Genomic DNA, 16,279 nt, shown 5'->3' with positions numbered 1-16,279 from the left:
TTACGCGCGACCCTAACGGGTCTTCCGCCACCTTTTCACAGTGTCCGGCTTTCGTCCGAGCCGTCGTGGCTCGGCTGGCATTGTTTTGCCGAATTTGAACAATTCATCTGCCAGCCCAAGTACCGAACCCGCTTCGTTGATATGCAGGCCAAGGCGGTCAATCAGTTCATAGCGAAAACCGACGATGCTTCGCAGCATGTTGGGCATCGAATTATAAACGCTCGCATAAGACGGCAGATCGTCGGCAATGCTAACAGGCCGTCCAAGGAACATGCCAATGTCTTTCAACACGTCCGTCGGCCTGGCAATCAGGTCTTCAAGCGTCAGCATCTTCACGTTATCGAAAGGCTCAAGGCGCTCCTCAAGTTCCGCTTCATGCTCCATGATCCGGTTCAGCAGCCGGTTCGTCGCTGCGAAGTCCACAGATTCGCCGTCGAACTTAAGTCTCTGCGCCGGCGGCATCTTCCACACCGAGCGGAAGTGACTATCGGCGAGCGCACCCACAAGGCCCGCCTGCATCAGTTTGTCCCGACGCACAAAATAGATGACCCGCGCCTTGGTCGAATTCAACCATTTCAGCATGCGTTCCGTCGACAGGGCTCCAATATCATAAAGCGCATCGAGAACGTCTGTTTGCACCAACATCTGGAACGGGCCCTGCTCGGGCTGGCGCATCACCGACCCCATCAGGAAGCGCGGCAAATGAAACCGCCCTTTCAACATGGGAAGCAGATTGACAAGCGGGCCACCCAGATATTCCGGGAAATCTCCAAGCCCGCCAACCTGCAAGAGGTTGATCAGATATTCCGCATCACTGCCAGGGCTGGACAGAATGACAAGCGGCGGTGCCTCCATATCGACATTGCTTTCGGGAAGCGGCCGCTGACGAACCGGCCGCAAAGCGCCAGCAGGCCCCAGATCATACTGGACAGAAAGCACAATCTTCCCGGGGAACCACCCCCGCAATTTCCTTACAATGGCCCACTCGTCAACCAGCGAAAAGACGTAGGCACGCCGCATGCGTCCCAGCGCCTTTTTCTCGACCAGCTCTTCAGGCCGCACAACCCGGCAGGTCAGTTTCGCACCGACAAATGCCTCAAGGGCGCTTTGCAGCTGCTGATCGATGACAAGAAGGTCGATCGATTCCAGCCGCCGGAAAAGGCTCGGCACACCCCATGCCTGAAGGCTCGCCATCAGCGCATCGAACTGATCGCCAACCACCGCCGGCTGTGCTCGTTTCCCCGCTTTCATCAGATGCCGAAGACAACGCCGGCCGACAGCGCAAGCTGATACAGGACTTCGATAATATCCTTGGCAATCTGGACATTCTTCGTCGCAACGCGCGGCAGGACGAAAATTTCATCGCCCGGCTTCAGGCCCAGCCGCTTGCTGTTCAGGGTGCCCCGGTCCAGCTTCACGAATGTGCCGTCACGGTGCAGGAGAAGCACGTTCGAGGCACTTTCCTTCTGCGTGAAGCCGCCAGCCTGTTCGATATAGTCGGCCGCCGTGAAATTGTCGCGCCACGCGATCGCCGTCGGGAACAGAACGTCGCCGTGCACGAGGATTAGCTCGCTCTTGCGCGGGATACGGATGATATCGCCGGACTCCAGAAGGATCTGGTCCCGCACCGAAGACCCTGCAATCGCCACCTGGCCCTTGGGTTCAATGTTGCGGGCCCGCTCCACCCACTGGAGGATCAGATTGGCTTCTTGTGCGCGTAATGCCGCTTCTTCTACGGTATTGGAGCGAGCCGTGAGAACGCTGCTCTGAAGCGCCACCAGCTGCGCTTCCAGCATCTCTTTCTGACGCTTTTGAACGCTCTTGCGCATCAGCTGGATGGCATCCATTTCCGCGTCGGAGCCGTAATGGACCTGCTTGAGCACATCGCCAAGGGTCGCCCCATACGGGAGGATAAACTCCTTCGAAGAAAGATGTTCGCCTTCCACCCGGACGCTGATCGTACCCGGATTCTTGTCCGAAACGATATCAAGCACATCGCCCGGGTTGATGGTGCGGCCGGCTACTTCGGCCAGCGCAAAATATTCCACTTCAGCCCGCTGCAGATTGTTGCGGCTGATACGGATGTGGGTTGCCTGCGGGAAAGGACGTGCGTAGGCGAGCAGCTTCTCGACAGGAATGGATCCGCCATTGAATTCGAAAAGTGCCGGGTTCTGAACCTCGCCGAAAACCCCGGCCTGCCCCTGCACGGCATTCACCACCACGGTATCGCCGTCGTGAATCTGCATGGCCGGCATGGCGCCTGACAGGATGAAGTCATAAAGGTTGACCGTGCGAACAACGCTGCCCCCCCGAAGAATATCAACCTTCAGGAAGGATCCCCGTGTGGGGTCGATGCCGCCGGCTTTGTCGAGGAAGTAGAGAACGCTGTCCGACGCGTGACCTGCATAGAGGCCCGGCTGGCGGACAAAACCGGTGACAAAGACTTTCACCGGTTCGGCACCTTCAAGGCTCGCATAGACATTCACATTCTTGCGGTAGACTTTCTTGATCGCCCCTGTGATGACCTCGTTCAGGTTTTCGTTGCGCACACCTGCGATCTTCACCGGACCGACGCCTGGCAGGAACACGTTCCCCTGTGCGTCAACAATCAGCCCGCCGGCGAACTCATAACCGCCCCAGAGCCGAACCTGGATCTTGTCGCCAACAGCGATCAGATAGTTCGGATTGAACCCGATGAAGGACTGCTGCGCAAACATGCCCTTGAAAATCCAGTCCCCGAAGACCGTTTCATTCGGATCGGAGATCGTTTCAAGCGACTGCTCGGCCACCTGCGCCGCCTCGGGCGTGGTCGGCGCTGTTTGCGCTGTCGCGATTGTACTGGAAAGACCGAAAACCGAGAGGAATGCGAAGAAGACAAGAAGGCGTTTAAACATCCCGGTGCTCCCGGATCGTGGCAATCGTCATCATGATAATCCCGTAAGCCAGGCTCAATAGGACGAACAAGGTCGTCAGATTGTAAAGAATGCGCGGATAGAGGGCCTCGTCGGGCCGGGCCGGCGCCTGCACCACCACCAGGTGTTTGAGCTTCCGGTAAGCTTCCACACGGGCCTTTTCATAGCCCACGAGGGTCGCCTGATAGATATTGGTAGCCAGTTGCAGATCGATTTCCATTTCCTGGTAATCGGCCGTCAGTTCGTTCAGCGCCCCTTCGGCACCGCTCGTCAGTTTTGCTTTCTCGGCTTCGATCTGGGCCTCGATTGCGGCAATTCTGTTACGCGTGCTGATCAGTTGGGTCGCGTCATCATTCAGGTAGTCGGCGTAGGCGCGTTCTTCCGCCTTCAGCTGGACAAGTTGCGCACTCAGTTCATTCACCACGCCCTGCAGCGCCTGCCCCGAAACCACAGGGCTGATGATCTTGTTGGTTGACTGGAAGTCGAGCATGCGCTCGCGCGCGGCATTGAGCCTCTCTTGCGCGCGCTTCATCTCGCCTTCCACAAAGTCAATTTCAGCTCGCGCAACCTGATGGCCGACATCGTTGATGAATGTTTCTGCCTCGGCGATGATTGTCTGAAGAATGAGGAGCGCTGCATCACGGTCAAAGCCCTGCACCTCGACGGTGAGAACACCGCTGTCGCCGCTCAGCTGTACAGTGACATGATCCTGATAATACTGAAGGAAGTCCTCGACCGTCGCATCATCATCAAGCCGCGAGATGAAGTCCCAGTCGCGTGAGCTATAGTGCGCGCGCAGGCCCACTTTCTCATCCAGTTTCCTGAGCATGTCCTGCGAATGGATAAAGTCCTGCAGGAGGGTCGAATCCTGATGGTTGCTACCAAGACCGCTCAGAAGGCCGATCTGGCTAACGTCGCCGCCTTCGGACTGAGAAGCCTTCACATAGACCCCGGCCACGGCGACATAGCGATTGCTTGCCATCGCCACATAGTAAAAGGCAGCAATGGCAAAAAGCACAAGAACCCAGCGATAACTGCCAAGGCCGATCATGCGGCGGCGGATATCGGGCACAACGGAACGGCGCAGCGCCGTTTCGCCGCGCCGATCCAGCCGCTGTGCGACCGCACCCTTCAGTTTCTCGAGCGATGACATCATGAATTCCCCATCGGGCGTCCGGTTACGCCTCCGAACCGGAGGCTGCATCCCTACAGACGCTGGTAACGGTAGAGCGCCCGCTCCACACTCTCGTAAAATTCCACCCTGCCATATGCAAGCAAAATTGCCGCATTGCAGTGTTCGCGAATACTCTCCTCGGCGTGTGACACAAGGATGATGTTCGAGCTTTCCCGCTTTGCCATCAAAGCCTCGCGGCATTTGCGCCGGAAGGCTGCGTCACCCACTGCCAGAATTTCATCCATCAGATAAGTATCGAAATCAAAACCCATGGACACGGCAAAACCGAATTTCGACCGCATCCCCGACGAATAGCCGCCAACCGGCAGCTCGAAATTCTCACCGATCTCCGCGAAATCCTTCACGAATTCCTCGATATCGGTCGTATCGCGGATGCCATGGATGCGGCACACGAAACGCACATTCTCGCGGCCGGTCATGGAACGATGGAAGCCGGTACCGAGCGCCAACGGCCAGCTGACAAACCGGTCGCTGACGATGCGCCCCGAAGAGGGAAAATCGATCCCGCCGATCAGGCGCAACAGCGTTGACTTGCCGGCACCATTCTGCCCGAGAATGGCAACATCCCGATCATCGGGAATACGCAGGTTGAGGTTGCGGAAAATATATTTCGGGCCGTAGCGTGTCGGGAAATATTTGGAGACATTCTCAAGCTGGATCATGAGGCGATAACCCGTCGCCAGTTAAGCCTGTATGTCGCCATCGCGAGGGCCATGCAGATGACCGTCCAATCGATCAGATAGCCCGGATCTGCCATCGGGCTCACATAGTTTGCGAACCAGCCTTCGCGGATCATCTCCACTGCATGCGCCAGCGGGTTCCATGAAAGCAGCTTCAGGTACGAATCCGGCACGGCGGTCATCGGGAAGAAGACACCTGAAATGAAAAGCAGCGGCATCGTGATAATGCCGATCACCTTCTCAACTTCCTTGGCCACACTGCTGGCCATGCAGGCAATCATGCCGAAACTGGCAGCAAACAGCCAAAGGACAAAAGATACGGCAAGGACCTCGAGGATATCATCGGGCCAAGGGTCGAAACCGACCCACCAGAAACCGGTGATGAGAAGAAGGCCAACAGCACAGAAAAGCCCGGCTTCGGCAAGTGCCCGCGCCATGAAAACATCGAATAGCCGGACCTGGCGGAAGCCCATCAGGCCCCGCGCCTCGCCAAGCGCGCTCAGATTTTTCCTCATGGTGGATTGCCACAGCATCCGGAAAGGCAGGAAGGTCGCCATGATGAAGACAGGGGGTTCCGCATAGCCGAATTCGCCGCGCCCGCGTGCACCAAAGATCATGATGAAGATGATCATCATCATCAGCGGCTCAAGCACAAGCCAGACGGCCCCGAACGCATATCCGCTGAAGCGCGAAACAATTTCGCGCACGAATATGGCGAAGATGACGTCCTTCTGGATTGAAAGGGCGGAACGCTTTCTCATGGGCCGACAGTCGCTTCCGGATCAGCCGGAGGCCTTCACGCGGCTATCACGGCTCTTCTTCGTGCTTGTAAAGGCCAACATAACGACCTTCAGCATCGATCACCACAAGGAACTTCACCTCGTCGGCACGCATCATGGTTTCAGCATCATCAACGAGCTGGTCCTGCTGGATCGTGGAGAATTCCTTGCTCATGCACTGGAAGGCGGAAACCTCGCGCACACGCCGCGTCACCCGCAGCGCAACGGCCAGCTGGCCTTTGGTGACAATCCCCACCGGGCGGTGGTCCTCATCGACCACCACGGCGACGCCAGCCGGGCCACCGGCCATTTCGGCGGCAAGCTCGATCAGCACCATCTGCGGGGTGACGACAGGCACCGAATTTGCCAGCATCACATCACCCACCTTCTTCAGAAGGCGGCGACCAAGCGACCCGCCGGGATGGTAACGGGCAAAATCTTTCGCATGAAAGTTGCGCAGGGCCATCAGGGCAATCGTCAGTGCATCCCCGATAGCAACAGTGACCACGATCGAGGTCGTCGGCACGAGATTGTTCGGGCAAATTTCTTCAGTGACCGGAATCTCGAGCACCACGTCTGCGGCGCGGGCAAGCGTCGAATTGCGCACGCCGGTGATGGCGATGATCTTGTTGCCGAACGACTTGAGCGACGGCAGCAGCTGGACGATCTCGTTCGTCTCGCCGGAATAGGAAATGATCAGGAGCGTGTCGCCCTTGGTCACCATCCCGAGGTCACCGTGGCTCGCCTCTGCCGGGTGCAGGAAGAAGGACGGCGTGCCCGTGGAAGCCAGCGTCGCGGATATCTTGCGCGCCACATGGCCAGACTTGCCCATGCCGACAACGATCAGGTGGCCTGAGGTATTCAGCATCAGCCTTACGGCATCGCGGTAGGCATCCTCGTCATATGCCTGTGCGAGCCTTTCAAGGGCCTGTCCTTGCTTGAGAAATGACGCGCCGATATTCTCGATGGTCATCCCGAAATCGGCTTTGATGCTGTTCGGAAGTTCTAAAACATTATGATCCGCGGAGGTCTTCATAAAAGATCCCTAAGCCTTTATTATTTGGCAGATCGTCCCATCAACCTTTTGTTTTTCAGGTCTTTTATCTACCCTGTTGAGCCCTTGCCTTTCGGGCGTGGGCCGAGCGATTGGCACGCTACCACAAGCGATTCTGTTTAACAACAGAAGGCAAATATTTGCAGCAATTGCCTGTCGACTTTCTATTCTCGCCTTCATGAACCTCGCCTGAATGAGATATTCACTGAGGCAATATGCTTAAGATGACAATTTTTTTGCAGTGCAGCAAGCGCTAATCCGCGAGCAATTTTGCAGCAACGCGTGCTGCTGTCACATTGTCTCTACGGTAGAAGCTGCCCGGCACCTGCGTTTCTGCGATCAGGTGCGAAACAAACGCCTGCACTGCACCTGATTCCACCTTTAGTTGTGACGTCCAGAAGGTGTCCAGTCCCCCCGTCTGCGCCATTCCCGGCACTGCCATCATCGACCGCCCGAGCGCTACCGTCGGCACACCTGCTTTCAGTGCCGAGAAACCGACCGTGCTGTTGATGGTGACGCAGCCCTTCACATGCGGCCACAGCCGGTCCAGATCAAGATCGAAGCAATAATGCACGCGGCCCTCAAGCCCATGGGCACGGATCAGACGCCGGATCAGGCGGCCATAGTGCGAAAAGCCGCGGTCCATCGGGTGGTGCTTCAGCACAAGGTGATCATCGCGGCCCGCATGCTGGGCGAAACTCGCGACAACCGTCTCGACGAAAGCCCCAACCGATGCGAAGTCGCTGTGATAGAGGACCTGCGCATCAATGGCGACCTGCAGCGGCACCAGAAAGAAACGTCCCGACAGGTCGCTGTGCAGGCGCGCTTCGAGCCGTGCATCTGACCGCCGGTAAATTTGTTTCCTCAGTGCGGCCATCCCCCAGCAATAGACTTCATAGGGCCAGGCACCCGGGCGGTGGTGGACATAATGGGGGAACAGGTCGCCGCGAAAGAACTTGCCGCCATAGTACCTGTAAGCGTACCCGGCTTGCGACCAGAAGGTGGAAGGGCCGGCATCCGGCGCCGGCATGTCGGCAGCACTCGTCTCGCCCGCCGCGAAGCGTTCCGGAAAGCGCGAATTGCCATTGTTACCGCCCTCTTCAAGCGTCACATAGCCCGGCCGGATATAGCCTTCCTCCAGTCCGAAGAAGCGCAAGTCCTGAGCCGCACAAATCTCGCGCGCCACCCGGTGGTAGAAACGGCAATCGCCGTAAGCAACCACCGTGCCGATCCTGTTATCGGCAAGGAAACGGGTCAGGAAATCGGGCCAGTCCTCGGCCCTTCCCCGATAAGGCGCGGCGACCTCGTAGCCGCCGAAAAAGCCGCCATAAAGCGCGTCGCCGCCATTGAGGTTGAGGCGAAAAACCTCGGCCCCGGATTTGCGCAGTTCGGCAATCAGGTAGGCGGTGAACGGCCCCAGTGGCCCCTGCAGCAGGAGAATGCGTCGAGGGGCCGGTGTGGTCATGGGGCGGTCAGGCCTTTCAGGTCGATTTGCCGTTGGCGCTCAGATAGCCGTTTGCCTCAAGGTACGCAATAATCTGGTCGGCGCAAGCCTCGGCCGACTTCTCGGCTGTCTTCACATGAACTTCCGGGACTTCCGGCGCTTCATAGGGGCTGTCGAAGCCTGTGAAGTTCTTGATCTCGCCGGCCTTCGCTTTTTTGTAAAGGCCTTTGGGGTCACGCTCGGCGCAAATCTCGATCGGCGTGTCGACAAACACTTCGACAAATTCACCGCCCGCCACCAGCTCGCGCACCATGCGGCGTTCCGCCCGGAAGGGCGAGATGAAAGAGGTGAGGACCACAAGGCCCGCATCCACCATCAGCCGCGCCACCTCGCCGATCCGGCGGATGTTTTCCACGCGGTCGGCATCGGTGAAGCCAAGGTCCTTGTTGAGGCCGTGGCGGATATTGTCACCGTCCAGAATGTAGGTATGGCGGCCACGGGCAAACAGGCGTTTCTCGACGATGTTGGCAATCGTCGACTTACCTGACCCCGACAGCCCGGTGAACCACAGCACCGCCGGGCGCTGGTGCTTCATCTCGGCGCGGGCATCCTTGTTCACATCCAGTGCCTGCCAATGGATGTTCGACGCACGGCGGAGCGCAAAGTCGATCATGCCAACACCAACGGTGTTGTTGGTTAGGCGGTCGATGATGATGAAGGCGCCCATGTCGCGGTTCTGTGCGTAGGGGTCGAAAGCGATCCGGTCGGAAAGGCTGACGTTACAGACGCCGATCTCGTTCAGCTCCAGCTTCTTCGCAGCCGTATGCTCAAGCGTGTTCACATTGACCTTGTATTTCAGGTCGCTGATCTGGCCCGGCAGTGTGCGGTTCGCGGTCTTGATCAGGTAGGGACGGCCCGGCAGCATCGGCTCGTCCGACATCCAGATGATCTTGGCTTCGATCTGGTCGGTTACTTCGGCCGGATGGTCCTTGCCGACGATCACGTCACCGCGGCTGGCATCCACTTCATCGGCAAGCGTCAGGGTGACAGCTTCGCCAGCGACAGCTTCGTCCAGATCGCCGCCATGGACGACGATAGATTTCACGGTGGTTTCCACGGCCGACGGCAGGATTTTCACCCGGTCACCCGGCTTCACGGTGCCGCCCGCGATGGTGCCCGAGAAACCCCGGAAATCGAGGTTCGGACGGTTCACCCATTGCACCGGCAGGCGGAACGGGCCGGATTGGCGCGCGTCTTCCACCTGAACGGTTTCCAGATGATGCATTAGCGTCGGGCCGTTGTACCAGGGCATCTCGGGGCTCGGGGTGAGGATATTGTCACCCTTCAGCGCCGACATCGGGATCGCCGTGATATTGAGATCGCCGAGCTCCGCCGCGAAGGTGCGATACTCCGCCTCGATATCGCGGAACACGATCTCGGAATAATTCATCAGGTCCATCTTGTTGATGGCCAGCACCACATGCTTGATGCCCAGAAGCGACGCGATGAAGCTGTGGCGGCGGGTTTGGGTGAGCACACCCCGGCGCGCATCGATCAGCAGGATGGCGAGGTCGGCGGTCGAGGCGCCCGTCGCCATGTTGCGGGTATATTGTTCGTGGCCGGGCGTATCGGCCACGATGAATTTGCGCTTGTCGGTCGAGAAGAAGCGATAAGCCACATCGATGGTGATGCCCTGCTCGCGCTCGGCGGCGAGGCCATCGACCAGAAGGGCGAAGTCGATCTCTTGCCCCTGTGTGCCCATCTTTTTGCTGTCGTTTTCAAGGGCTGCCAGCTGATCCTCGAAGATCATCTTGGAATCATAGAGAAGCCGCCCGATGAGGGTGGATTTGCCATCATCCACAGACCCGCAGGTGATGAAGCGCAGCAGGGATTTCTCTTCCTGCGCCTTCAGGTAGGCATGGATATCGGTGGCGATCAGGTCGGACTGGTGCGACATCAGAAATAGCCCTCCTGCTTCTTCTTCTCCATGCTCGCGGCGGCGTCATGGTCGATCATACGGCCCTGACGCTCCGATGTGGTCGTCAGCAGCATTTCCTGAATGATTTCCGGCAGCGTCGCCGCGTGGCTTTCAACGGCACCCGTCAGCGGATAGCAGCCGAGCGTACGGAAACGCACCGTGCGCATCTCGGGCACCTCACCTGGCTTCAGCGGCATACGCTCATCATCCACCATGATCAGCGTGCCGTCGCGTTCAACGACGGGGCGTTCCTTCGCCAGATACAGCGGCACGATCGGGATCTGCTCCAGATGGATATATTGCCAGATATCCAGCTCGGTCCAGTTTGACAGCGGGAAGACGCGGATGCTTTCCCCCTTCGACTTGCGGGCATTATAAATCGACCACAGCTCGGGGCGCTGGTTCTTGGGGTCCCAGCGGTGCTGGGCCGAACGGAAGGAGAAGATGCGCTCTTTGGCGCGGCTCTTTTCCTCGTCACGGCGCGCGCCACCGAAGGCGGCGTCGAAGCCGTATTTATCGAGCGCCTGTTTCAGCGAAGCCGTCTTCATGATGTCGGTATGAACCGCCGAGCCATGCGTGAAGGGACCAATACCCTGTTCCACACCTTCCTGATTGATATGAACGATCAGGTCGAGGCCAAGTTCGGCCGTGTAACGGTCACGGAACTCGATCATCTCCCGGAACTTCCAGGTGGTATCCACATGCATCACCGGAAACGGCGGCTTGGAAGGATAGAAAGCCTTCATCGCAAGATGGAGCATCACGCTCGAATCCTTGCCGATGGAATAGAGCATGACGGGGTTTTCGGCCTCAGCCACGACTTCCCGCATGATCTGGATGCTTTCGGCCTCGAGCCGCTTCAGGTGTGTCAGCGTCTTCATGTGCTACCCGGTCTTACTGAGAGGACGCGGCCCGGAAAGCCGCAAAATGTTCGGGGGTTGTAGCGCAGTGCAGCAAAGTGAAGAAAGCGAAAAAATCTTTATGGGCCGCCAACCTTTGCTGCCTTCCATCACACAGGCGTGACAATGGCTGCGGCGGACGCATCAGGGTCATCCGCCCCGCGCACGATATCAGCCGGCACCGGGAACGGACGCCCGGCGGGTGGGAAGGGCAAGCGGAGTGCGGCTATGTCAGCCGACGCATGCCAGTCGGTGTGGGTCTGATGGTAAAGCGCGCGGTTGCCATGAAGCGTGCGGTCCAGCCGCATGCCATCGGCTTCCCATGTGAAGCCCGAGCCCACGCCCGTCGTCAGTGATCCCGCGCGCAGCAAGCCGGTATAAAGAACGTGATACAGGTTATGGACGGCACCGTAGCCAAAGAGCTTCCGCAGCCGGTACTGAAATTCGGTGTCCGCCGCGATCCGCACACAGTCAAAGAAACCGGCTTTCTCAAGCACCGGCTGGCGGCGGATCATGGTGGAAATCACTGCATTGCGGTCCGTCTTCCCGTCAACGGTGAATAGCCGGCCATCCTCGTCCACCCGCTGCCAGCGCACGGTGCAGGCCATGGCTTTCGGGTTGCCGAGCATATAACCAAGCTGGATGCGGATACGGTCGGGGTCTGACACATCGTCGCTGTCGTGGAAGGCCACGAAATCGGTGTCAGCCTGTGCGAGACACCAGTTTTTCGACCAGTAAGTACCGTGATTGCGGCTGGACCGTACAACAATGAGGCGCGGGTCGCCAGCCGCCAGCTTCAACAGGATATCGGGCGTTTCGTCGGATGAGGCGTCATCGATCACCATCAGCCGCAGGTTCGCGTGGCTCTGGTCAAGTACGCTTCGCACGGCTTTCTCGATCAGGTGACCGGTATTGTAGGCCGTCATCACCACGGTGACCGACACATCAGCATTTGCGGCCCCCGCCGCCAGCAGCCGCGCCCGTTCGCTATCGCGCATCCGGGCCCCGAGCGCACGCAAGGGCGCGAAGCGGCTATCAAGGCAATAGCCGACCGGATGCGTCATCAGTTTGCGCCAGCGGGTGGAAAGGTTGCCCGGCACCGAGTGTTCCTCTGTCTATTTAAGAAGCGCGGAGAGGAGATAGCGCAGCTTGCGCCCCTTGCCCAACAATTTGTCGACCGGCCCGCGCGCCGCCACCCGCTTGCCCTTCTTCGCGGCTTTGGCCATCGCCTCGGTCAGCGCTTCGGGGCTTGTCGAGCGTCCGGACGGCCATTCCACATAACGCGGATAGGCAACGAGCGCAGCATATACGAGCGCCTCAAGCGGCAGACCGCGACCCCGCCGCACAAGGGAAGCCGCCATCCGGTCGGTTGTCAGCCCCCAGCCCGCATAGAAGGGCATGCCATAGGTGACAACCGGCATGCCGCGAAGGATGGCTTCAAAGCCCGTCTGGCTCGTCATCGTGTGCACCTCGGCCGACGCCTCAAGGCAATCGATGATATCGGCCGCATCCACGATCTCGTCCGCACAGGAAGCCAGAATTTCGGGCGCCACCGCACCCTCGCGGTTGCCGCTCACCACGTCCGGATGGGGCTTATAGACGATATAGGCCTCAGGCTCTGCCGCCCGCACCGCCTGCAAAAGTGCACCGTTCGCAGAGACCTCGGGTGACCCGAAGCGAAGCGAGGCATCACCCTCCACCTGCCCCGGCACCAGGATCACCTTGCGGCCCGCGGCCTTCGCCTTGAAATCGAGGCTGCCGCGCGAGCCTACATTATATTTGGATAGCCGCAGCGACAGGATCTTGTCCGTCAATGCCCGCCCGCGCGCCAGATCGCGGTCCGAAAATTCGTGGGTGGAGAGGAAGGTTTCGAGCAGGCTGACGCGCCCGCCATCATAATAGATGCCCTCTCCGTCAACGACGAGCGACGACGGACGGCGAAGATCGCTGCCGAGCCCCACTGAACGCAGGAAGCCATCCTCGATCCGCCAGACCGGCACATGGCCCGGCAGGGTTTCGACCAGCTTGTCAAGCTTGCGCCCCCAGACCGCAATTGCGTCATCCGGCGCAAAGGTCATGCTCGCCAGCGCCACCTCGGAAACGAAGCGCACGCGCCCTGCCCCCGGCTCCAGGAAATTGCCAATGAAGCCGCGCTTCCACAGGCTGAAATCAACGGCATAGGTCGTCTTCGCCGTGATGCGGGGCACCTGGCGCTCGGCAACAAGCAGATCAAGCACATGCTCAAGCTCAACCGGCGTGCGGGTATAGGGGTCGATATAGCGGCAGTATCCGATGCAGGCGGCGGCGAAAAGCTCGGCCCTGTTGCGCTTCGCCGTGCGGCGCGCGATGGGCTGGCGGTCATCGGTGAGGCCCCAGCCGGCATAGAAAGGCTGGCCGAAACATACGACCGGCTTTTCGGCGATCAGCGCCTCGAACCCCATCTGGCTGGTGGCTACATAGACCTTCGCGGCACGTTCGATAAGCGCGAGCGGCGCGCAGTCATCGGCAATCAGCCGCACATTCGCAACATTCGATTCAGGTCCGAAATGACCCTTCTTCTGCCCTGCCAGCACGTCGGGGTGCACTTTCACAAGGATCAGCGCATCGGGGTTCTCGGCTTTCGCCGCTTCCAGCATCGCCGTGAAGGTCTCGGCGGAGGCCCCGCCAAGCCCGATCGACAGGTCCCCCGCTGTCTGGTCCACCACCAGCACCATCGGGCCCTTGTGGCTTTCGATCAGGGCTTGCGTTTCAGGACTGACCTCGAACCGGCCCTGATTATATTTCGACAGTCGCCAGCGCCGGATAAGCGCCATCGCTGCCTCGGCGCGCCCCAGAAGGCTCGCCGGAAAGGCGTCACCGGCATTCAGGATGGCTTCCAGTTCGCTCGGGCGGCTGGCGTCATAATAGATGCCCTGCCGGTCCACGATCAGGCTCAGGCGGCGCGGATCGCGGCTCGGGTGCGTCAGATAGCCGATGAAACCATCTTCAAGCGTGATGTAAGGCAGCCCGGTGCGGGCCGCCTTCGCCCGGATATGCTGGCCGTTCAGCTTCACACCCCAGCCTGCGAGTGTGTCGCCGGCCCGCGCACCCCAGTGGCCGCGCCGGACAGGCGCGCCCAGAAGCTTCCGGATCGCCTTGTCCTTGGCCATCGTGGAAGTGATGGGGGTGAGGATACGGCCTGTCATGCGTTAGCCCGCAAGAAGGCGGCGTACCGCTTCAAGGTCTTCGGGCGTATCCACGCCCGGCGGCGGTGCCTCCGGGATCACTTCCACCCGGATCGCCATGCCATGCCAAAGCGCACGAAGCTGTTCGAGCATTTCAACCGATTCTGTGGGTGCCGGCGGCAGCGCAGTCAGTCGCTTCAGCGTCGCGACACGGTAGGCGTAAAGCCCGATATGGCGAAGGTAGGGGAAGCGGGCGAGGTCGATGCCGCCGCCGTCGCGGTCGAACGGGATTGCTGCACGCGAGAAATAGCTGGCATGGCCGGTGCCCGCCATCACGATCTTGACCATGTTGGGGTTGGCCACATCAGCCGCCGAAGTGAAGGGGCAACCGAATGTCGCCATATGGGCGGTCGCGTCCGCCTCAAGCGCTGCACCGACAAGGCGGATGAAGGGCGAAGGCAGCAGGGGTTCGTCGCCCTGCACATTCACCACGATCTCGTCTTCAGCCCAGCCCAGCGCGGTTGCGACTTCCGCGATCCTGTCCGTGCCCGACACATGGTCGGCGCGCGTCATCACGGCCTGCCCGCCGAATGCGGCGACAGCGGCAGCGACGCGGTCATCATCGGTCGCGACATAGACGTCAGCCGGTGCTGCCACCTCCAGTGCGCGGTCGACCACATGGCGGATCATCGGCTTGCCCGCGATATCGGCAAGGGGCTTGCCCGGCAGGCGGGACGAGGCGTAGCGGGCAGGTATGACAACTTTCATCAGGCGCCCTCAGTTCGTTGCCTTGCCATCGAAAAGTGCGGCGAGGCTGGTGCCTGCGAGCCCGGCCAGATACTCGCACGCGTCGCGTGCCGCGCCCTGCCCCCCGCATCGCTGCGTGATATGATGGGCAATCGCCTTCACCTCGGGCACCGCATTCGCCGGCGCAATGGCAAGCTTCACAGCCTTCATCACGGCCAAATCAACGAGATCGTCGCCCATGAAGGCACAGTCGGCAAGCGTGACGCCCGTGTCGGCACAGATATCGCCGAGCGCCGCCACCTTGTCCGATGCCTTCAGGCGCCGGCGGCGGATACCCAGATCGTCAAGCCGCCGTTCGAGCGCCGCACTCCGGCGCCCCGAAATCACCGCCACCTCGATACCAAGCTTGGCGAGCAGTTTCAGCCCCAGCCCGTCTTCCACATGGAAGACCTTGATGATCTCGCCGTCCGCGCTGTAATGGAGCGTCCCGTCAGTCAGGACCCCATCAACATCAAGGACGAAAAGCTTCACCATCCGGCTCAGTCCGTCACAATCGGCGCGAAGCCTTTGACGAGGTCGTCAATGGCTTTCATCTGCTGCAGATAGGGTTTCAGCTTGTCGAGCTTCAGCGCACACGGGCCGTCACACTTCGCTTGTGTCGGGTCCGGGTGGCTTTCGATGAAGAGCCCGGCGATACCAAGCGCCATGCCGGAACGCGCAAGGGCGGTTGCCTGGCTGCGGCGACCATCAGCGCTGTCCTCGCGCCCGCCGGGGCGCTGCAGGGCGTGGGTCGCGTCAAAGATCACCGGCGCCATCGATTTCATGCTGTCCATGCCCAGCATATCGACGATCAGGTTATTGTAGCCAAAGCTGCTGCCGCGTTCGCAGAGAAGGATATTCTCGTTCCCCGCGTCCTGGATCTTCTTGATGATATGGCGCATCTCGTGCGGCGCCAGAAACTGCGGCTTCTTGATATTGACGACCGCACCCGTCTCCGCCATCGCCACAACAAGATCGGTCTGGCGGGCGAGGAAGGCGGGTAGCTGGATCACATCGGCAACTTCAGCCGCAGGCGCCGCCTGATGCGGCTCATGCACGTCGGTAATGACAGGCACGCCGAATTTCGACTTGAGGTCAGCCAGAATCTGCAGGCCTTCATCAAGCCCCGGTCCGCGGAACGAATGGATCGACGACCGGTTCGCTTTGTCGAACGACGCCTTGAAAACATAAGGGATGCCAAGCTCCCGGGTCACAGCCACAAAATGGGCGCAGACCTCGTGGGCAAGCTCGCGACTTTCCAGAACATTCATTCCGCCGAACAGCACAAACGGCCGTTCGTTGGCGACGGCGATTTCCTCGCCAATCATGACAGCGTGACGCATGGGGGCATCAATCTCCTTCAAGCTGCATGGCTATCCTGTCAGGCG

Annotated in this window: 15 protein-coding genes; 1 reads left to right on the top strand and 14 read right to left on the bottom strand. The window is 59.8% G+C overall.

Features of this window, described 5'->3' with window-relative positions; all coding sequences use genetic code 11:
* Positions 1 to 12: 12 nt before the first annotated feature.
* Entirely contained in the window at positions 13 to 702 is a 690-nt protein-coding gene (locus tag PH603_RS05000) for a sulfotransferase family protein (protein ID WP_289504880.1), read from the bottom strand.
* On the opposite strand from PH603_RS05000, the gene PH603_RS04995 reads away from it, so the two are divergent.
* Complete coding sequence (locus PH603_RS04995; RefSeq protein WP_289504879.1) at positions 703 to 1,290, top strand: hypothetical protein; 588 nt, start codon at positions 703 to 705, stop codon at positions 1,288 to 1,290.
* On the opposite strand, the gene PH603_RS04990 is transcribed toward PH603_RS04995, so the two are convergent.
* The 13 genes from PH603_RS04990 to kdsA all read right to left on the bottom strand — a co-directional run bounded on the left by PH603_RS04990 (position 1,251) and on the right by kdsA (position 16,234).
* Positions 1,251 to 2,894 carry a polysaccharide biosynthesis/export family protein gene (locus PH603_RS04990; protein WP_289504878.1) on the bottom strand — a complete coding sequence of 548 codons (1,644 nt, stop codon included), beginning with the start codon at positions 2,892 to 2,894 and terminating at the stop codon, positions 1,251 to 1,253. The genes PH603_RS04995 and PH603_RS04990 overlap by 40 nt on opposite strands.
* Positions 2,887 to 4,068: a KpsE/RkpR family capsule polysaccharide export protein gene (locus PH603_RS04985; protein WP_289504877.1), complete on the bottom strand. Its 1,182-nt coding sequence runs from the start codon at positions 4,066 to 4,068 to the stop codon at positions 2,887 to 2,889. The genes PH603_RS04990 and PH603_RS04985 overlap by 8 nt, the downstream gene beginning before the upstream one ends.
* 50 nt (positions 4,069 to 4,118) lie before the next feature.
* The gene (locus PH603_RS04980) at positions 4,119 to 4,769 is read right to left on the bottom strand and encodes an ABC transporter ATP-binding protein (protein WP_289504875.1); all 651 of its coding nucleotides are present in this window, start codon (positions 4,767 to 4,769) and stop codon (positions 4,119 to 4,121) included.
* Positions 4,766 to 5,548: an ABC transporter permease gene (locus PH603_RS04975; protein WP_289504874.1), complete on the bottom strand. Its 783-nt coding sequence runs from the start codon at positions 5,546 to 5,548 to the stop codon at positions 4,766 to 4,768. Before PH603_RS04975 ends, PH603_RS04980 begins: the two co-directional genes overlap by 4 nt.
* 46 nt (positions 5,549 to 5,594) lie before the next feature.
* Entirely contained in the window at positions 5,595 to 6,602 is a 1,008-nt protein-coding gene (locus PH603_RS04970; RefSeq protein ID WP_289504873.1) for a KpsF/GutQ family sugar-phosphate isomerase, read from the bottom strand.
* Positions 6,603 to 6,873: 271 nt separating this feature from the next.
* A complete protein-coding gene (locus PH603_RS04965; protein ID WP_289504872.1) occupies positions 6,874 to 8,085 on the bottom strand; it encodes a capsule polysaccharide biogenesis protein in 1,212 nt (403 codons plus the stop codon).
* 16 nt (positions 8,086 to 8,101) lie between these two features.
* The gene (cysN, locus tag PH603_RS04960) at positions 8,102 to 10,021 is read right to left on the bottom strand and encodes a sulfate adenylyltransferase subunit CysN (RefSeq protein WP_289504871.1); all 1,920 of its coding nucleotides are present in this window, start codon (positions 10,019 to 10,021) and stop codon (positions 8,102 to 8,104) included.
* Positions 10,021 to 10,923 (bottom strand): sulfate adenylyltransferase subunit CysD, encoded by a 903-nt coding sequence (cysD, locus tag PH603_RS04955; RefSeq protein WP_289504869.1) that lies wholly within the window; start codon positions 10,921 to 10,923, stop codon positions 10,021 to 10,023. The genes cysN and cysD overlap by 1 nt, the downstream gene beginning before the upstream one ends.
* Positions 10,924 to 11,051: 128 nt before the next feature.
* A complete protein-coding gene (locus PH603_RS04950) occupies positions 11,052 to 12,041 on the bottom strand; it encodes a glycosyltransferase family 2 protein (RefSeq protein WP_289504868.1) in 990 nt (329 codons plus the stop codon).
* Between the two features lie 15 nt (positions 12,042 to 12,056).
* Positions 12,057 to 14,126, bottom strand: a complete 2,070-nt coding sequence (locus tag PH603_RS04945; protein ID WP_289504866.1) for a capsule polysaccharide biogenesis protein — start codon at positions 14,124 to 14,126, stop codon at positions 12,057 to 12,059.
* Positions 14,127 to 14,129: 3 nt separating this feature from the next.
* Positions 14,130 to 14,873 carry a 3-deoxy-manno-octulosonate cytidylyltransferase gene (gene kdsB, locus PH603_RS04940; protein WP_289504865.1) on the bottom strand — a complete coding sequence of 248 codons (744 nt, stop codon included), beginning with the start codon at positions 14,871 to 14,873 and terminating at the stop codon, positions 14,130 to 14,132.
* Positions 14,874 to 14,882: 9 nt separating this feature from the next.
* On the bottom strand, positions 14,883 to 15,386 hold the full coding sequence (locus tag PH603_RS04935; RefSeq protein WP_289504864.1) for a KdsC family phosphatase: 504 nt from the start codon (positions 15,384 to 15,386) through the stop codon (positions 14,883 to 14,885).
* A 5-nt stretch (positions 15,387 to 15,391) separates the two neighbouring features.
* Entirely contained in the window at positions 15,392 to 16,234 is an 843-nt protein-coding gene (kdsA, locus tag PH603_RS04930) for a 3-deoxy-8-phosphooctulonate synthase (protein ID WP_289504862.1), read from the bottom strand.
* Positions 16,235 to 16,279 lie beyond the last annotated feature (45 nt).

The sequence above is a fragment of the Gimibacter soli genome, from assembly GCF_028463845.1.
GTDB lineage: Bacteria > Pseudomonadota > Alphaproteobacteria > Sphingomonadales > Kordiimonadaceae > Gimibacter > Gimibacter soli.
This window is presented reverse-complemented; position numbering and strand designations above follow the sequence as displayed.